Origin of the sequence: Streptomyces nymphaeiformis (assembly GCF_014203895.1) — a bacterium.
In the GTDB taxonomy this organism is placed as follows: Bacteria; Actinomycetota; Actinomycetes; order Streptomycetales; family Streptomycetaceae; genus Streptomyces; species Streptomyces nymphaeiformis.
The window spans coordinates 41,191-57,365 of the sequence record NZ_JACHJY010000007.1 but is presented as its reverse complement, the minus strand read 5'-3'; the positions used below and the strand labels follow the sequence as shown (position 1 = coordinate 57,365).

The window sequence follows — 16,175 nt, the reverse complement described above, 5'->3', positions numbered from 1 at the left end:
TCGAAGGCGGCGGTCTTCGACGGGAGGGGCGCTGCGGACGAGAAGAGGGCTACGCCTCGACCTCCTCCGAGTCGCCCGGCTCATCCGGCCGGCTCTGTGCGTCCGCGGCGTCGACGCCGATCTCGCTCTCGTCGATCGGCGCGAACCGGTCTCCCGGGCGGGCTCCGTCCATGCTGTCCTCCTCGTGCGATCGCGCGTGAGTGCGCTGGGTGATGGCCGCCGGAACCGGCCGGCGCTCCAAATCGAGAATTCCGACTTGCAGTAGGCCAGCCGTCGATGCACGGCTGATCAACAACCGGTCAACGGCCCTTCCGCTACTGGAGCTTCCACTGCATGGAGTCGAGACCGTCCGTGGTGGCGCAGGAGGCGACCGTCAACTGGCCCTCACCCGTGGGCGCGCTCAGGCACAGGTCGCCCTGCTTCGTGCGGACGCTGTACCAGCCGGGGCGGTCGGGCGTGGCACGGAACCGCCAGAGCTGGTTGTCGCTCCCGCCGCCGTTCACCTGGTGCGACCAGGCCGTGCCGTTGGAGAAGTCGTAGTCCAGGACCCGGGCGTTGGCTCCGGTCAGCCCGCTGCGCTCGGTGTAGCGGTTCTCGATGAGGAAGTAGCCGTCGCCCTTGTCCCAGAGGTGCCACTGCTGGTTCTCGGTCCCCGTCGCGTGATAGCCGTAGACGGCGGCGCCGTTGTCCGTCCGGTACGCGAAGAGGTCCGCGACGTTGCTGTTCCAGTTGGTCAGGGTCGTGACCTTGTCGTGCGCGGGCTGGCCGGCGGCGCCCTGCAGGGCGCGGAAGACGGCGAAGGCGGCGTCGCGCCAGGCCGCGCCGGCGGGGTCGTTCCCGAGGCTCCCCGAGAAGTTGCCGATCTGGGTGGGGCCGCTGTCGAAGGTGTCTCCGTTGAGGAGGGGGCCGCCGCTCGCGCCGCCGGAGAGGTCGCTGTCGCCGGTGCAGGGGCCACCGGCGCCCAGGATCTGCGGCGGGCTGTCCGGCCCCCAGTAGGGCTGCTTCACGCACGTGTGGAACTGGTTGCTGCTGGCCGGTATCCCCGCGAACACGACCTGCGCCGGCAGCGAGCCGACGTCGAACTGGTAGCCGGAGGAGCCGACGGCGTCCTGGACGTGCGTGCCGTTCCGGGTGTTGAGCGCCAGGAAGGCGGTGTCGTCCGTCTGGTGGCCGGCCGCGAAGCTTCCGACGACACCGACGCTGCGGAACGTCCACGTGCCGTAGGGGGCGTGTTCGACGTCGCCGTCCTTGGAGTAGCCGGGGGTGAACTCGTACACGGCCTTGGGATTGATCCCGCCCTTGCCGTCGTCGATGATGCAGTGCCGTGCGGTGGCGACCATGTCCTTGCTGTCACTGGTGATCACGTTGCCGGTGCACACGTTGACGAACCACCAGCCGGGGTTGTTCTCGTCCGGCCAGGCCATGCGGATGCGGCCGGTCGTGGCCCGGAGTCGGGTGTCGCCCGGAGAGCCGGGCGTGAGCATGCTCTTCGCCGTGTCCGTGGGGGAGGTCGCGGGCGCCTTCACGGGCTGCCCGGCGCCGCGTGCCATGGCCTTCGGACGAACGGCGTTCGGCTTCCAGTCCTGCCGTTCGCCCTTGAACGGGCGAAGGGTGCCCTTGGCGTCGTGCTCGGTCCAGAAGGCCCTCTGCTGGGCGTCGGTGCCGGTGGCGGTCCTGTAGACGCCACCGTCCGCGCCTCGTGGCGTGGGGGTGGCCGGGCCGTCGGCGTACGCCGAGACGGTCGGTAAGGCCGCGGTGAGGGTCGCGGCGGCCAAGGCGAGAGTGAGCACATGTCTGCGCAACGGATTCTCCATTCGATGCGTGGCTGATCGAGCTGCATGGAGAGAGTCGACTGCGCGAGTCCATGGGCGATTGACAGAAGATAAACGGGTCCCGGCTCACCGACGTGCGTGAGCCCGATCAACACCCCACCGAGGTCCGCCTGCCGGCGGCCGATCGCCGGGGCACCCACCGGTGGCCGGGGCAACCCCCTGTCTCAGCGCAGTTGCTCGGCCAGTCCGACGATGATGCCCTCCGGGCCGCGGACGTAGCAGAGCAGATAGACGTCTTCGAACCGGGCGATCTGGCCCAGGAGTTCGGCGCCGTGAGGGCGCAGGCGGGCGACGGTGTCCTCGATGTCGTCGACGGCGAACATGACGCGGTGCGTGCCCAGAATGTTGTGCGGCCGATTGCGGGGCTCGACGCTGATCGCCGCGGGGTTGCGGTACTTCGCGAGCTCGAGCCGGCTGTGACCGTCCGGGGTCCGGAGCATCGCGATGTCGCAGCGGACGCCGTCGAGCCCGGTGCACTGGTCGGCGAAGAGGCCTCCGACCTCCGCCCTGCCCTCGAGCTCCATGCCGAGTTCCACGAAGAACGCGATGGCGGCATCCATGTCGTCGACGACGATGCCGACGTTGTCCATCCGCTGAATCGCCATGCTGGTCTCGCCTTCCTTCTCGTGCGGTCGGGGTGACCGCTCCCACGAAGACGATCAGCCGCAGCGTCCCGTCCGCGTTTCCGAGCTTCCTCGACGACGCGCAGCGTGCGCGCTCGCGCACCGCGCCTCCCCGATTAATTCACGCTGCCGGGTCACCGCTGTCGGGAGAGTTCCCGGCGCGGGCCGCGCAGGGCACGTCGAGACGTGGCTGATTCTCATGACTTCAAGACCGCGAAGATCGGGCAGAATCAGTGAACTTCACACCAGTGCCGGAAGAGACTGGGCACGTCGTCACGGGGAACGGCCGCCGGCTCGTCTCTGGCAAGTGAGAACAAGAGGAAGACCATGTTGGCGGGGTTGGGTCTGGGCGCTGCCGAGTCGGAGTTCTACCGCCGCTTTCTGACACGGCCGGTGTCGACCGCCGAGGGTGTGGGTGCCTCCCTGGGCCTGTCTGCCCAGGAGGCCTGCGTCGTCGCGGAGCGGCTCCTGTCCCTGGGCCTGCTGGCCGGGTCACCAGCGGGAGAACTGCGTGCGGTCCACCCGGTGCTGGCCTGCCATCCCTTGCTGGAACGCGCCGAACGACGTCTTGCACGTCAGCAGAAGGAGCTCGAACTGGGCCGGGCGGCGGTCGATGAGCTGGCCGCCGAGTTCGGCATGGAGACGGCCTCCTCTCTCACGGAGGCGGAGGTGCACCGCGGCGCGGCTGCGGCCTGGTCGTTCCTGGAGCGGATCGCTGCCACGGCTTCGGCATCGGTCCAGTGCATGGCCGCCGCCGGGGCAGCCCCGGGAGTGGGGGAGACCTCCGACTACACGGCGATCGGCGAGCTTGCGGCCTTTGCCGCCCGGCGGGGCGTACACGTCCAGCTCCTGCTCCTGGAGAGCATCGACATCCTGCCCAGCCTGGTGGACGGCGCCCACACGATGGCGGCGGCCGGTGTCGAGATCCGCACGGTGCCCACTCTCCCCGTGTGGGTGTTCATCGTCGACGACGAGTACGTGGTCACAGCCCTCGACCCTGCCGACAACCAGGCAGGGATCATGGTCGCCCGAACACAGGGTGCGGTCGCGGCCGCTGCCGATCTCTTCATCCGCCACTGGCGCGGAGCCGCACCCCTCGCCGCTCCTGATCACGAAACCCCTCGTGACCTGATGCAGAAGCATCGCGATCTCATCGCGCTGCTCGCCGACGAGGTGAAGGACGAGGCCATCGCGCGGCGCCTCGGCGTCTCGCCGTCCACCGCACGACGACGCATCAAGGACCTCTGCCGGGAGTTCGAGGTGAGCACCAGAACCCAACTGGTCGTCAGGGCATGCCGGATGGGCCTGCTCGACTGAGCCGGGCCGAGGAGCCGGGGCGGACGGACGCGACGTCCCGCGCCCAGCATCCTTAGCGATCTTGGTCACCCGTGCTCATGCCATACCTCACCACGCCGACCTGCACGGATGCACCCACAAGGCGCCCTACGGTGATGACAGACCGCAAGCCGCAGCGCTCGAAGGCACAGCTGCCCCATGCCGCGGTCATCCCACCACCACCGAAGGGTCGACCATGCCTACACGCATGCCCTCAAGGCCGGCGAGGAGAGGTGAGTCCCGCTGTGACACGGCCCCCGTGTCCCGCGCACTCGCCATGCTCCCCACCATGCCGGCACCCCCGCAAGCTCATGCCCTGACGGTCCGGAAGGCCGACCGGCGGAGGCCGTCCGAGCCCGACGTACGACATCAAGCCCCGGCCCACCTCCCGTACGCCCGACTCTCCGCGGAGGCATGAAGCCATGCGCAAGACACTCCTGATCCTCGGTCTGGTCCTGGCGGCCGCGTTCGGCATCTCCTACCTGGTCCTCCGCGACGACCAGCCACCCAGCCCACCGGGCGGCGGCAAGCCTCCCGGCGCCCCCGCACTGCCGTACAAGCCGGGTGGACCGCTGCCGGCGCAGGCAGCCGACGCCGCCCAAGACCTGGCGTCGAGCGATGCCGCCACCCAACGGGCGGCCCTCACCCCCGAACTGGATCAGGCCCTGGCCGCCGGCCGACTTCTCCCCGAAGGCACGCGCATCGATCTGAGTGACGACAGCTGGCACGAGGACAACGGCTACGCCAACGCACAGGCCACCCTGACGAAACCGGGGAAGCCCGCACAGCACGTCCTCATCGGGTTCGCCAAGCGGAGCGCCGGATGGCGCATCACCGTGGTGGAGGTCGTCAAGTGACAGGACATGCGATCCAGGCGCGCATCGTCGCCCTGTGCGTCACCCTGCTGACCCTCCTCGGCCTCGGTACGGCGCTGCCCGCGACCGCGGCGGCGGCCCCTGGTCCCTGTTCCGCGGGTGGCAAGGTCGTACAGGTCGCACCGCGCGGGCCGGTGGCGAACAGCACGCCGGTCCTCTTCGTGCACGGCATCGCCGCAGGAGCCGACACCTGGAACGGACCGGAGGAGGGGTACACCGCGGACAAGGCACAGAAGGCAGGCGAGGCGAGCAAGCCGAAGCAGCAGGCCAAGGGCTACTTCCCTGTGAGGGTGGCCAAACTGGACCGCGTGACGGCGTGGACGTACGACTACTCCGCGGCCCAGCCCGAATGGGTCACCGACAACCGCATCGGCCCTGCGCTCGCGGACGCCATCAACTGCCTGGCCCGCACCACCGGACACAAGGTCGTCGTCGTCGGCCACTCCATGGGCGGCCTCGCCACCAAGTACGCCGCCTCGCGATCCGACGGCCAGTCGCACGGCAAGACCTGGCAGAACATCGCCGAAGTCATCACCATCGCCACGCCGACGCTCGGCTCCAAATCCATCATGCTCCTCCAGGCCCTTCCGGACTTCGCCGGACTGATCAACAAACCCACCGGCCTGGCGCTCGAAGCCGTCTACAGCTTCTGCGCGGGATACGGCCTCACGCACGACGACAACATCTGCGAGGTGTTCAGCGCGCTCAAAGCGCCCCAGGGCCGCGCGCTCAGGTACCGCTCGCACGAGATCAGCAAACTGCCTCCCTGGCCCGGGGAACTTCCCGTCCGGGCGATCGCCGGCGACATCAGGTACGTCCTCCCCAAGGAGCCCTTCGACGTCGGCCCGCCGCCCGAAGCGGACCTCGGGGACCTCGCCGTGACCCTCGACTCCGCCACCGCGTACGCGAACAAGACCGGTAAGCCGCAGGTCCTCACCTGCCGCTCGACCAGCCTGGGGGTTCTGCGGGGCGGCTGCAACCACACCAACATCAAAACGCACCCCGTCGTCATGGCGACGGTGATCGAACAGATCGAACGCATCCGGGGCACACAACCCGTGAAACCCGTCGACAAGAACCCCTGCCCCACCCGCGCGGCACTGAAGACGGCGATCACCCGCACCCTGCGAGCCCCCTCCGAGGTCCACCTCGGAGACAGCCGGTGCTACCCCGGCTGGTCAGCCGTCATCTGGGGCGACACACCCGCCACGGACTCGGTGACCATGACGGTCTTCACCCGCGCAGCCGGCCGACTCGAACTGGCCACCCACCTTGTGCCGGTCATGGAGGACGACTACGACCCGGACTGGGTCCGTGACTGCGGCCGCCTCCGCAGCATGAAACCCCCCGCCCGGCTGCTCGAGTTCACCGGCTGCCCGGCCACGGCCCCACAGCCGCCCACTGTTGTCGACGGCGCAGCAGCCCGGCGTCTCATCGAGCGACACGGCTTCAGCACCACCGTCACCGCGGAGGAGATCACTCGCATGACGGGCCCGCTACGCGCGGTCCAAGCCTCCTGTGTCGGCAGCGCCAACGGCAACTGCGTCAGCGTGTTCTTCTTCTACGGCAACAGGTACGTGGGCCAGGCGACCGGATCGGGTCAGCTCCGCCTCGCATCGCAGAACGGTACGGAAGCGACACTCACTCGACCGATCTTCAAGGACACCGATCCCACCTGCTGCCCCTCAGGGGGAACCGAGACGCATCGCGTCCGATGGGGAGGCAGCACCGTCGTGGCCAGCCCGACCCTCCCCTACTTCGAGCCGGCGAACGAACCGCTGTAATCCCTGTCCAGCGGCACGTCCGGACTGAACGAAGGCGCGTGCACGGTGCAGCGGGGCCGGAAGGCAGCAGAGGCCCCGCTGCTGGACCGCCTGTCGAAGTGGCGCCAGTCTCTCCAGGAGCGCAGTCGGGCGCGAGGACGTGTGGCTAGTCGCGCCGCAGGGTGTAGAGGTCCCAGGAGTCCGGGTCGCCGATGAAGACGTACAGCTTGGGGTGTTCGCGGGTTCCGTAGACGCTCCAGCTGTCCATGGCGACGGGGCAGGATCCGATGGAGACGTCGACCTGCTGGGAGTACGGGCCGTCGGCGGGGTCGTAGGCCCAGGTGCCTGTGCCGGTGCACTCGTGCGTGTCGGGTTCGAAGGAGTCGATGGAGTCGTAGCTGAAGGTGTCGACGCGGGTCGCGATGGCTTTGCCGTCCGGGCCGAGGACGAGGGTGCCGTTCTTTCCGTCGGAGTAGGTTCCGGCGATCTGCCCGACGTCGAGCCGTGGGGGCACGTACCCGATTCCGGCATACAGGGCGACGCCTGCGAGGGCGAACGTGGTGACGGCGGCGAGCGTCCCGCACAGCACGATCCGCCCGAACATCGTGCGACCGGAGAGCGGCGGGCGGTTCGGCAGCAGCAATCTGCGGGCCACGAGGGCGGGGATGGCGAGCACGGTCGTCACCGTGAGCCATCCTCCGAAGGCCGCCAGGAGGCCGGCCTCGCTGAGGATCGCCACGGCCAGGACCAGGGGTGCGGTCGCGGTCGTCGTCACTGCCGGGACCCACCACCACACTTCGCGGCCCGAGAACGTGCGGCCGAGCCAGGCGGCTGCGGCCAGGAGAGGCATGATCACGCTGACGGTCACAAGGGCGCCGAGCACGGCGCCGGCCGCGGCCAGGAACGGTACGGCGACCACCATCAGGGCGTTGTAGGGCAGAGGCGGGCTCTCCTGCGTCTGCTCCCACACGAAGTTCGCGATCATCCCGATCACGGCCTCGACGAACAGCACCGACGCGGAAGCGGTGAGCACGGCCCCGAACCCGTCCCTCGCGCGCAGCTGCGCCTGGGCATGGTCCGACCTCGGAGACTGCATTTCTGAACGCATTCAAATCCCCTCCGGTCCACATCATGCACCACGGCAGCGCCCACCCGCCCGGCACGGCCACGCCGAGGGGCGTCTTCGGCCAGGTCAGGGAACCTTCCGGACGGCGGTTCATACGTTCGAGGCTCCGAACGGCTGATGTCGCCGGCTCTCGTCCTGTCGGCCTCGGCGCGGGCGAGGCGGACGGGCCTCCGCGCAAGCCCGGGCCGCTCAGGGCTCTGCCACCGTGCCCGGGCGGGTGCGGCATGATGGGACGTCCGCCGATCATGACCCCGATGGATGCGATGCATGCACATGCCTGACTCCGAACCCGTGCCCGTGACGATCCTGCTCGTCGAGGACGACGAGGTGATCCGCAAGTCCGTCGCGATGGCGTTGGAGCGCTACGGCTACCGCATGACCGTCGCGGGCGACGGGCTCACCGGGCTCGAGCTCTTCCGTGAGGGACAGCACGACCTGCTGCTCCTCGACGTCATGCTGCCGGCCCTGGACGGCATCGGGCTCTGCCGCCGGATCAGGGAGACCAGCACGGCCCCGATCCTCATGATGTCCGCCCGCGGCGACGCCCTCGACGTGATCTCCGGCCTCGAGGCCGGAGCGGACGACTACGTGGTCAAGCCCGTCGACACCTCCGTCCTCGTGGCCCGGATCCGCTCCCTGCTGCGCCGCGCCTCCGCCCTGCCCCCGCGGTCCGGACGCCCCGACGCCCCGGAGGCGGCCGGAACGCTCGTCTTCGGCGACCTGAGCATCGACCCCGCGGCCCTGGAAGTACGCCGGGACGGTGAGCAGCTCGCCCTGGCCCCGACCGAACTGCGGCTGCTCCTGGAGTTCTCCGCCCACCCCGGGATCGTGCTGGACCGCCAGACCCTGCTGCGCAACGTCTGGGACTACGGCTGGGACGGCGACACCCGGGTCGTCGACCTGTGCGTCCAGCGCCTGCGCAAGAAGATCGGCGCCGACCGCATCGAGACGGTCCGGGGCTTCGGCTACAAGTTGCGCCGCTGAGAAGGGCCGGGCATGACCTTCGTACGCGCTCTGCTCAACCTCCGGTCGCTGCGCTGGAAGATCGTTCTGCTGGTGGGACTCGCCTGCACCACGATGGCCCTCACCGTCGGCGTCCTCGTCCACGAGTCGACCCTGCGCCGGTCCATGCACGAGGGCGCCGGCAAGGCCGAGGCCGCACTCGACCGCGTCGTGCGGGAGGGGACCACGGTGGACCCGGGCGAACTCCCCGACGCCCTGCTGCGACAGGTCGAACGCGAGGGCAGGGGCACCTTGTACGAGAACCGGCCCCCGGCCCCCGTCTACTGGGCCGCGCGGAAGCAGGACGGGCACCTGTACGCGGTCGACGTCGACATGACCGCCGACCTGCTCACCCGGCAGGCCCTCGACCGGCACATGTGGAAGTACTCGCTGCTCACCCTCGGCATCGTCGTCCCCGTCACGGTCCTCGCGACCGAACTGCCCGCGCGACGGCTGCGCCGCGTGGCCCGCACGGCGCGCCGCATCACCGCGGGCGACCTGGACGCCCGTACGGAGACGAGCCGCGGCGGCGTCGACGAGATCGGGGAGATCGGGGCCGTCGTCGACTCGATGGCCGACAGCCTGCAGCAGCGCATCGCGAGCGAGCAGCGCTTCACCGCCGACGTCGCGCACGAACTGCGCACCCCGCTCATGGGTCTGGTCACCTCGGCCGGCCTGCTGCCCGAGGGCGAGGCCACCGACATGGTCAGGGACCGGATCGGGGTGCTGCGCGACCTGGTCGAGGACCTGCTGGAGATCTCCCGGCTCGACGCCGGTGCCGAGGAACCCCGTTTCCGGCCGGTGGCTCTGGCGGAGCTCGTACGGGAATCGGTGGCGCGGACCGGTACGACGGCACAGGTGACCGCCGACGAGACGGCGGTGGCCGACACGGATCCGCGGCGCCTGGACCGGATCGTCGCCAACCTCGTCGTCAACGCCCACCGCCACGGCGCCGGCCCCGTGGAGATCACGGTCTCCGAACGGACGATCACGGTATGGGACCACGGCCCCGGCTTCCCCGCCGACCTCCTGGCCCGCGGCCCCCAGCGGTTCCGGACGGGCACGGCCGAGCGGGGGCGCGGTCACGGCCTGGGGCTGACGATCGCGTGCGGCCAGGCGGCGGTCATCGACGCGACGCTGGAGTTCACGAACCATCCCGACGACGGCGGAGCCGTGGCGACGCTCCGCCTGCCGGAGGAGACCCCCGGCGCGGTCCGTTCCTAGCGCCGCACCAGGCAACGTTCGCCGGGGCACCGGGTCGGTGGTGACCTGGCGGCGGGCCCAGATGGTGCTGCTGTCCGCGCAGAGGACGGACGTCGCCAAGATCGCCGAGGTGACGTTCACCAGCGCGGACCGGGTCCGGGACGTGGTCCACAACTTCAATGCCGACGGCTTCGACCCGCTCTGCCCGAAGTGCAAGGGCGGCAGGCCGAGGACGTTCACGCTGCCCGAGCGGCGTGAGATCAAGAAGATCGCCAAGTCCAAGCCGGTCGAGCACGGCCTGCCGTTCTCGACCTGGAGCCTGGTCAAGCCGGCCGTCTTCCTGGTCGCCGAGGGGGGGCGACGACATCGGCCACGAGGGCCTGCGCATCCTCGCTCCGCGAGGAAGGCGTCTCCTTTCAACACGTGAAGACCTGGAAGGCCTCCCGCGCCCCCGACTACGCCGCCAAGAAAGCCCGGGTCGAACACCCCTACGCGATCGCTGACGGCGAGGTCATGACCGAAGCGGACGAGCCTGAGGTCGTCTTCTGCATGGACGAGTTCGGCCCGCTCGACCTCCGGCCCGCCCCGACCAACAGCTCCTGGCTCAACCGGATCGAGGCCCAGTTCACCGCCTTGCGCTACTTCGCCCTCGACGGCACCGGCCACGCCAGCCACAAGGAACAAGGCAGCATGATCCGCCGCTGCATCACCTGGCGGAACAAGCACGCAGCCGACGAACGGCTACACAAGGTCGTCACCAGGACCGACGTCGCCTGATGAGTATCAGACCTCCGTGGGACACGCCCCGTCGAGATCGACTCACGCCCATCCTTGGCGAGGACACGGGCTGCAGTTCAGGCCGCAGCGCGGAAGACATATGCCGTCATCGGGGCGGTGACCGGCCCCGGGCCCAGCCTGGCCGTCATCTCCTCGATGACGGTAGTGCGGACGGCCGGTCCGTCGCCGCGCTCGTCAACGGCCGCGCGCACCGGTGTTCCGGTGAGGTATCCGGCGGCAAGGTCGGCGGTCGACGGGGCCCGGCCCTGAAGCGTCAGCTCCTGATCGTCCTCAACGGCGAACCCGGCGGCCGCCAGATCGGCAGCCACGACAGCGGGATCGGCGTAGCCGTGCGGAATCGTCCGGAAGAACTGCGGCGGGTCGACCGGAAAGGCACGCTCCAGCCCGGCCTGCAGGGCGACTTCGAAGGCATGCGTGCTGAGCGGACCCCAGGTGTTGAAGAGGAACCGGCCGCCGGGGATCAGTACCCGGCGGACCTCGGTGTAGGCCGCGACGCGGTCAGGGAAGAACATCACACCGAACTGGCAGACCACCAGGTCGAAGTACCCGGTCGGGAACGGCAGCTGCTGCGCGTCAGCCTGCCGCCACACCGCGCCCGGGGCCAGAGCGGATCCGACCGCGACCATGGCTTCGTTCAGATCGGTGGCCGTCACCTCGGCCGACGGTGCCGCCGCGAGCAGGGCAGACGTCAGGACTCCAGTCCCTGCGGCCAGTTCGAGGATTCGCCGAGGGCGGAGTGCCGCCGCCCGGGCAGCCAGGTCCCCGGCGAAAGGCCGGAAGACCGCCGGTACGAGGTACTGCTCATAGGCCGCCGGCATGGACTCGGACCATCGTCGGTCGGCGTTGATTCCAGGCACCCTCATGACGGTAGCGTCGCGTTGGGGAACCTCCTCCCCGCCGCGCCGCCGTGCCCTGGAGCTTGCCCCGCCTGACAACGCGGCAGGGCAAACGTTCTCTGATGCGGCACCAGCCGTCGCGCCCCCGCTGTCGGACAACCGACGCCTGCCGGTCCGCGGTGCGCGGACCCCGATACACGGTCGATACACGACCGATGGGTTCCCGCGTCCCGGTGGAGCCTTCACCTCGGCCGTCCGGACACACCGGCCCCGCAGTCTGGCCGTCGTATCGATCCCGTACGGCAGCCCCGGAGGTGGCCCCGTGTCCCTTTCCCCCTTTTCCGCCTCGCACCGCAACCGCGTCACAGGGGGCGCGCTGGCCTTGGGCCTCCTGACGGTCCTGGGGGTCTCCGTGTACGGGACCGCGGAAGGCTCCGGCTCCGGATCGGCCGTCGTGTCGCCCGCCGGACCGGTCGGGGGTCTGCAGGCGATCGTCGACGAGGGGGCGGTTCCGTGGCCGGAGGGCGGTCAGACCGCCGTCGTGCTCGAAGGCGCCGGCCCGGTCGGCACGCGGGGCGAGCAGCGGCCCGTTCCCATCGCGAGCCTGACGAAGGTGATGACCGCGCACGTCATTCTCGAGGAGCATCCGCTGCCGGCCGGCGAACCGGGCCCGATGATCGAAGTGGATCGCCAGACCGCGTACGAGGTGGGTGTCGGCGGCGAGTCCACGGTGCCGCTCCGGGCGGGCCGCCGCTACTCCCAACGCCAGTTGCTCGAGATGTTGTTGATTCCCTCCGGGAACAACGTCGCGCGGCTGCTGGCCCGCTGGGACTCCGGAAGCCAGGAGGCCTTCGCGGAGAAGATGAGGCGCGCCGCCGCCCGCCTCGGCATGAAGCACTCGACGTACACCGGGGCGAGCGGGATCGAAGCCACCACCACCAGTACCGCGACCGACCAGCTCGCCCTGGCCCGGAAGGCGATGCAGAACCCCGTCTTCCGCGACATCGTGGGCACGCGGTCGGTGACCGTTCCCGGCGTCGGCCCGATCACCAACACCAACCCCCTGCTGGACACGCCGGGCGTCGTCGGCATCAAGACCGGTTCCAGCACCCCGGCCGGCGGAAACCTGCTGTGGGCCTGCGAGGTACGCGTCGGCGACACGACCCGCCTGCTCATCGGTGCGGTCCTCCACCAGCGGCCGAACACCACTCCGAGCGAGGGTCTCAGGTCGGCCGTCGACAGCAGTCGCCGCCTGATGGCGGGGCTCCGCGACAGCCTGACCCGGGAAGGCTGAACCGCGATGACGACGACGACCCATCCGGCGAACGCCCCCGAGACGGAGCGCGACGTGGAGAGCCGCCCACCAGGATCGGTGCGGGTGTGGCCTCGGGGAACCGCCGCCGCACTCTGCGCCGCCCTTCTCGCCCTGGCCGTCGCCCTCGCCGGCCACGGAGGTCTTCCCGATCTCCCCGGCCATCTCGGCAGCCTCGCCGAGACCCTTCTGCCGTGGACGGCGCTCGCGATTCCCGCGCTCGGGGTCCTGGCGCTGCTCCGCCGGTCACGGACGGCGGCGGCCCTGGTCCTGCCGGTGGTCGCCTGGCTGACGGTCTTCGCAGGCACCCTGACCGACAAGTCGTCCCCCGGCGGGGACCTGACCGTCGTCAGCCACAACGTCAACCAGGCGAACACCGACCCGCAGGGCACCGCACGGAGCCTGATCGCCTCCGGGGCCGACATCGTGGCCCTGGAGGAACTGTCCCCGGACACCGCGCCCGCCTACGAACGGGCCCTGGCCGCCTCGTACCCCCACCACTTCTCCCAGGGCACGGTGGGCCTCTGGAGCACCCGTCCCCTACGGGACGCCCGAGCTTTGCCGATCATGCCGTGGACCCGGGCGATGCGCGCGACGGTGGACACCCCTGAGGGACCGCTGGCCGTGTACGTCGTCCACCTCCCGTCCGTCCGCGTCGGACCGACCGGCTTCGACTCGGGCACGCGCAACGACGTCGCCGGAGTCCTGGCGGGAATCCTGCGCGCCGAACGCTCCCCGCGCACCGTCGTCATGGGCGACTTCAACGGCTCCACCGACGACCGTGCGCTGCGCCCGCTCACCGCCGGCATGGTCTCGGCCCAGTCCACGTCCGGCGATGGCTTCGGCTTCACCTGGCCGTCGCGTTTCCCGGTCGTGCGGATCGACCAGATCCTGCTGAGGGGAGCGAAGGCCACCGCGTCGTGGACCCTCCCCGCGACGGCGAGCGATCATCTGCCGGTCGCGGCCCGCATCGACCTCACCCCCTGATCCGGCACCGCCCGCAGAGCGAAGGGGCCGGAGCCGACGCTACTGGCTCCGGCCCCCTGCCGCGCGACCGCGACCCTCACCCGATGCGGGGCCCGGTCCCGCTCCCTCCCTGTCGGGTCAGGTACGGGGTACGCACGGGGCGCAGCAGGCCGGCGCGGGTTCGACGCAGATGGTCACGGAGTCGGTGTTGTCGGCCGGGTCGGGGTCCTTCTCGACGGCGGTGACGGTGGCCGTGTTGGTGAGGCGTGCGGGCCTGGTGGCCTTCGCCCGCAAGGTGAGGGTCGCGCGGGCGCCGACGGCCAGCGCACCGACGGACCACTGCCCGGTCTCCGCGACGTAGGCACCGGCGTCGGCGTCGGCGGACAGGAAGGCGAGTCCGCTCGGGAGCCGGTCGGCGACGGTGACGCCGGTCGCCGGGCTGGGACCGGCGTTGTGGACGGTCAGACGGTAGGTCACGGTCTGTCCGACGGTCACGGTGGTGGCGTCGGCGGCTTTGGTCACGTCGAGGTCGGCGGCGGGCCTGACCTCCGTCACGGCTTCGTCGGACGTGGACGTCAGCGGTTCCGGGGTGGGGCCGAGCCGGTTCTCGTACGTGGCGACAGCGGTGTTGGTCACGCGGGTGCCCGCCGTCTGCAGACCGAGGGTGACCCGGTACTCGACGGTGGTGCCCTGCGGCAGCGCGGCGGTGTTGGCCAGGCTGCCGCCCTGGGAGGCGGAGGCGCCGGTGCCGAGCCGGAAGGTCACGGTGTCGCTCCCAGGGTCGTACGCGGCCTGGTCGTCACCCGCCTGATCGGTCTTCACGCCCGCGTTCGGGCCGTCGATGACCCGCAGCGAACCGGGCACGTACGTCGTACCCGGCGGCAGGACGTCGGTGAGGGTGAGCCGTTCGGCCGCTCCGCCGCCCTCGTTCCTGGCGGTGATCCGGTAGGTGACGACGTCGCCGACGTCCAGGGGGCCGGCCGGTACGGCGGTCTTGGTGAGCACCACGTGCGGAGCCGTACCGAAGAACACCCCGTCGAGGAAGTTGCCGATCCCGCGGTTGCCCCCGGCCGCCGAGACGGACCGGAAGGCGAAACGGGTGGTGGTCTGCCCGGCCGGGACGGTGTAGGTGCCGGTGTAGTACCCCCACGCGGTGTTGCCGTCGGTGAAGGTGCGCTGCTCGACCACGCTGCCCGGGGCTCCGATGTCCAGGGCCATGGTGTCCTGCCCCTGCCGGCCGCGGTGGTAGAGCCGCCAGTACAGCTTGGTGCCGGGGGTGGTCGGCAGGTCCTGGTAGAGGGTGGAGACCTCGTTGGCGTTGAGCTCGGCGAACTGCTCGCCCTCCGCGGAGGGGACGCCGTTGAAGCCGGAGTGCCACAGCTCGACCATGTGGTCGGTGGCCGTGGTGAGCCAGCCCGGGACGTGCCGCGGAGCCTGGGTCTGGGAGGCGTCCGGCAGGAACGCCATGTCGGTGACGGACGGCTGCTCGAAGCTTCCGTTGACGAGGGCGACGCGGAGCGGGACGGAAGGGGGTGTGCTCATGGTGACGTCTCCGATCGATCGGTCGGCAGTGCGGGAGGGCCCCGCGCCCAGGAGGCGGAGGGGGGCCGGAATGCTCCGTAGCTCAGCGCCCCGGCAGCGCCGCGTACAGCCGGGGTGATGAGGTCCCGGCCAGCGCCGACCCGTGGGTTTACCCGCACGGACATCACGCGTTACGGCGCTGCCGCCCCTCTCCGACGCCTCCCGATGACCCCGCCGGCCACTCCTGGAGCACTGCCCGCGCGCGTCCCTGTCGTGCTGACCGGATGGCACCGCTCTCTGGCGCTCACACGCCACCGGAAAGGATGAATCGAAGGCTCTTGGATTGACGCACGTACGTTCCAGACGTGGCGTCTCTCCCCAAGGAGGGCCGGTGCGGTCTCATGCCTCGTCGCGGTGGGTGAGGCGGCCGTCGACCAGCCGCCAACAGTGCTGGTGGTCAGTCAATTGCCAGGTCTCGTCGGCAGCGATCGCCTGCGTGACCCATTCATGGAGTTGCGGGAGGGCCTGCTCTCGCAGAACGGCGCGGGTGGCAGCACGATCAGCGGCATCGACCGGGTGGACGTCAATGCGGAAGCCGACCGACTCCGGGTGGATGCCGCGGCCGTAGTTACGGCGGTTCGGAGCGACCCATGCCGCTCCCAGGACGACGGTCCCGCTGTCGTGCCCCGTGAGGAACCGCAGGTCCGTGACCCGGGTCATGTGGGGGCCGAGACACTCGTTGATGTCGGTGCTGGTCAGAGGCCAGGCACGGTGCCGGGGCAGTCGTCGATTTCGTGCGGACATGGAAAGCAGAATTGCAGAAGGCCCTGCTCCTCCTGCCGCCCGCGTCCGGACTGTGGTGCTGAGTACCGGGGCGGGCGTACGGTGAAGGCATGGTCGTGGCCAGTTCAAGCCTGCCCGGCAGCAAGGGCGAAGTGGACCCGCGCGGGCGGGGACGATGTGGGAAGCCGCTGGGGACGGCC

At 70.4% G+C, this 16,175-nt stretch carries 14 protein-coding genes and 1 pseudogene; 8 read left to right on the top strand and 7 right to left on the bottom strand.

The window, feature by feature from the left end; translation table 11 throughout:
• Positions 1 to 49: 49 nt before the first annotated feature.
• The 3 genes from GGE06_RS43495 to GGE06_RS23590 form a co-directional block, all read right to left on the bottom strand.
• Positions 50 to 172, bottom strand: a complete 123-nt coding sequence (locus tag GGE06_RS43495) for a hypothetical protein (RefSeq protein WP_281402369.1) — start codon at positions 170 to 172, stop codon at positions 50 to 52.
• Positions 173 to 314: 142 nt separating this feature from the next.
• Complete coding sequence (locus tag GGE06_RS23595) at positions 315 to 1,802, bottom strand: RICIN domain-containing protein (RefSeq protein WP_184931646.1); 1,488 nt, start codon at positions 1,800 to 1,802, stop codon at positions 315 to 317.
• A 194-nt stretch (positions 1,803 to 1,996) separates the two neighbouring features.
• The gene (locus tag GGE06_RS23590; protein WP_184931645.1) at positions 1,997 to 2,437 is read right to left on the bottom strand and encodes a VOC family protein; all 441 of its coding nucleotides are present in this window, start codon (positions 2,435 to 2,437) and stop codon (positions 1,997 to 1,999) included.
• Between the two features lie 345 nt (positions 2,438 to 2,782).
• Between GGE06_RS23590 and GGE06_RS23585 the strand changes: the two genes are divergently transcribed.
• The 3 genes from GGE06_RS23585 (at position 2,783) to GGE06_RS23575 (ending at position 6,449) form a co-directional block, all read left to right on the top strand.
• Positions 2,783 to 3,772: a helix-turn-helix domain-containing protein gene (locus GGE06_RS23585; RefSeq protein WP_184931644.1), complete on the top strand. Its 990-nt coding sequence runs from the start codon at positions 2,783 to 2,785 to the stop codon at positions 3,770 to 3,772.
• Between the two features lie 440 nt (positions 3,773 to 4,212).
• Entirely contained in the window at positions 4,213 to 4,647 is a 435-nt protein-coding gene (locus GGE06_RS23580) for a hypothetical protein (RefSeq protein ID WP_116164697.1), read from the top strand.
• Complete coding sequence (locus GGE06_RS23575; RefSeq protein WP_184931643.1) at positions 4,644 to 6,449, top strand: LppP/LprE family lipoprotein; 1,806 nt, start codon at positions 4,644 to 4,646, stop codon at positions 6,447 to 6,449. Before GGE06_RS23580 ends, GGE06_RS23575 begins: the two co-directional genes overlap by 4 nt.
• Before the next feature lie 145 nt (positions 6,450 to 6,594).
• Here the strand turns inward: GGE06_RS23575 and GGE06_RS23570 are convergent, their stop codons facing one another.
• Positions 6,595 to 7,461, bottom strand: a complete 867-nt coding sequence (locus GGE06_RS23570) for a hypothetical protein (protein WP_184931642.1) — start codon at positions 7,459 to 7,461, stop codon at positions 6,595 to 6,597.
• A gap of 366 nt (positions 7,462 to 7,827) precedes the next feature.
• Here GGE06_RS23570 and cseB point away from each other — a divergent pair, with 366 nt between their 5' ends.
• The 3 genes and pseudogenes from cseB to GGE06_RS43790 form a co-directional block, all read left to right on the top strand.
• Entirely contained in the window at positions 7,828 to 8,538 is a 711-nt protein-coding gene (gene cseB / locus GGE06_RS23565) for a two-component system response regulator CseB (protein ID WP_246532714.1), read from the top strand.
• Between the two features lie 12 nt (positions 8,539 to 8,550).
• On the top strand, positions 8,551 to 9,780 hold the full coding sequence (locus GGE06_RS23560) for a sensor histidine kinase (protein ID WP_184931640.1): 1,230 nt from the start codon (positions 8,551 to 8,553) through the stop codon (positions 9,778 to 9,780).
• 16 nt (positions 9,781 to 9,796) lie between these two features.
• Positions 9,797 to 10,536: pseudogene (locus GGE06_RS43790) on the top strand (helix-turn-helix domain-containing protein); the annotation flags it as partial.
• Between the two features lie 77 nt (positions 10,537 to 10,613).
• Here the strand turns inward: GGE06_RS43790 and GGE06_RS23550 are convergent.
• Entirely contained in the window at positions 10,614 to 11,375 is a 762-nt protein-coding gene (locus GGE06_RS23550) for a class I SAM-dependent methyltransferase (protein ID WP_184931639.1), read from the bottom strand.
• A gap of 340 nt (positions 11,376 to 11,715) precedes the next feature.
• Between GGE06_RS23550 and GGE06_RS23545 the strand changes: the two genes are divergently transcribed.
• Together GGE06_RS23545 and GGE06_RS23540 are read left to right on the top strand one after the other, a co-directional pair.
• Entirely contained in the window at positions 11,716 to 12,687 is a 972-nt protein-coding gene (locus GGE06_RS23545) for a D-alanyl-D-alanine carboxypeptidase family protein (protein WP_184931638.1), read from the top strand.
• Positions 12,688 to 12,693: 6 nt separating this feature from the next.
• Positions 12,694 to 13,692, top strand: coding sequence for an endonuclease/exonuclease/phosphatase family protein (locus GGE06_RS23540; RefSeq protein WP_184931637.1), 999 nt, complete (start codon positions 12,694 to 12,696; stop codon positions 13,690 to 13,692).
• 117 nt (positions 13,693 to 13,809) lie between these two features.
• Here the strand turns inward: GGE06_RS23540 and GGE06_RS23535 are convergent, their stop codons facing one another.
• Both GGE06_RS23535 and GGE06_RS23530 read right to left on the bottom strand, forming a co-directional pair.
• Complete coding sequence (locus GGE06_RS23535) at positions 13,810 to 15,213, bottom strand: CLIPPER-2 domain-containing protein (RefSeq protein WP_184931636.1); 1,404 nt, start codon at positions 15,211 to 15,213, stop codon at positions 13,810 to 13,812.
• Positions 15,214 to 15,591: 378 nt separating this feature from the next.
• The gene (locus GGE06_RS23530) at positions 15,592 to 15,996 is read right to left on the bottom strand and encodes a hypothetical protein (protein ID WP_116164713.1); all 405 of its coding nucleotides are present in this window, start codon (positions 15,994 to 15,996) and stop codon (positions 15,592 to 15,594) included.
• Between the last annotated feature and the right edge of the window lie 179 nt (positions 15,997 to 16,175).

What these genes read in the sequence shown, in the direction of transcription:
- GGE06_RS23535 (WP_184931636.1), bottom strand. Translation starts at nt 15,213, where the DNA reads ATGAGCACACCCCCTTCCGTCCCGCTCCGCGTCGCCCTCGTCAACGGA.
- GGE06_RS23590 (WP_184931645.1), bottom strand. Translation starts at nt 2,437, where the DNA reads ATGGCGATTCAGCGGATGGACAACGTCGGCATCGTCGTCGACGACATG.
- GGE06_RS23580 (WP_116164697.1), top strand. Translation starts at nt 4,213, where the DNA reads ATGCGCAAGACACTCCTGATCCTCGGTCTGGTCCTGGCGGCCGCGTTC.
- GGE06_RS23560 (WP_184931640.1), top strand. Translation starts at nt 8,551, where the DNA reads ATGACCTTCGTACGCGCTCTGCTCAACCTCCGGTCGCTGCGCTGGAAG.
- GGE06_RS23530 (WP_116164713.1), bottom strand. Translation starts at nt 15,996, where the DNA reads ATGTCCGCACGAAATCGACGACTGCCCCGGCACCGTGCCTGGCCTCTG.
- GGE06_RS23550 (WP_184931639.1), bottom strand. Translation starts at nt 11,375, where the DNA reads ATGCCGGCGGCCTATGAGCAGTACCTCGTACCGGCGGTCTTCCGGCCT.
- GGE06_RS43495 (WP_281402369.1), bottom strand. Translation starts at nt 172, where the DNA reads ATGGACGGAGCCCGCCCGGGAGACCGGTTCGCGCCGATCGACGAGAGC.
- cseB (WP_246532714.1), top strand. Translation starts at nt 7,828, where the DNA reads ATGCCTGACTCCGAACCCGTGCCCGTGACGATCCTGCTCGTCGAGGAC.
- GGE06_RS23585 (WP_184931644.1), top strand. Translation starts at nt 2,783, where the DNA reads ATGTTGGCGGGGTTGGGTCTGGGCGCTGCCGAGTCGGAGTTCTACCGC.
- GGE06_RS23540 (WP_184931637.1), top strand. Translation starts at nt 12,694, where the DNA reads ATGACGACGACGACCCATCCGGCGAACGCCCCCGAGACGGAGCGCGAC.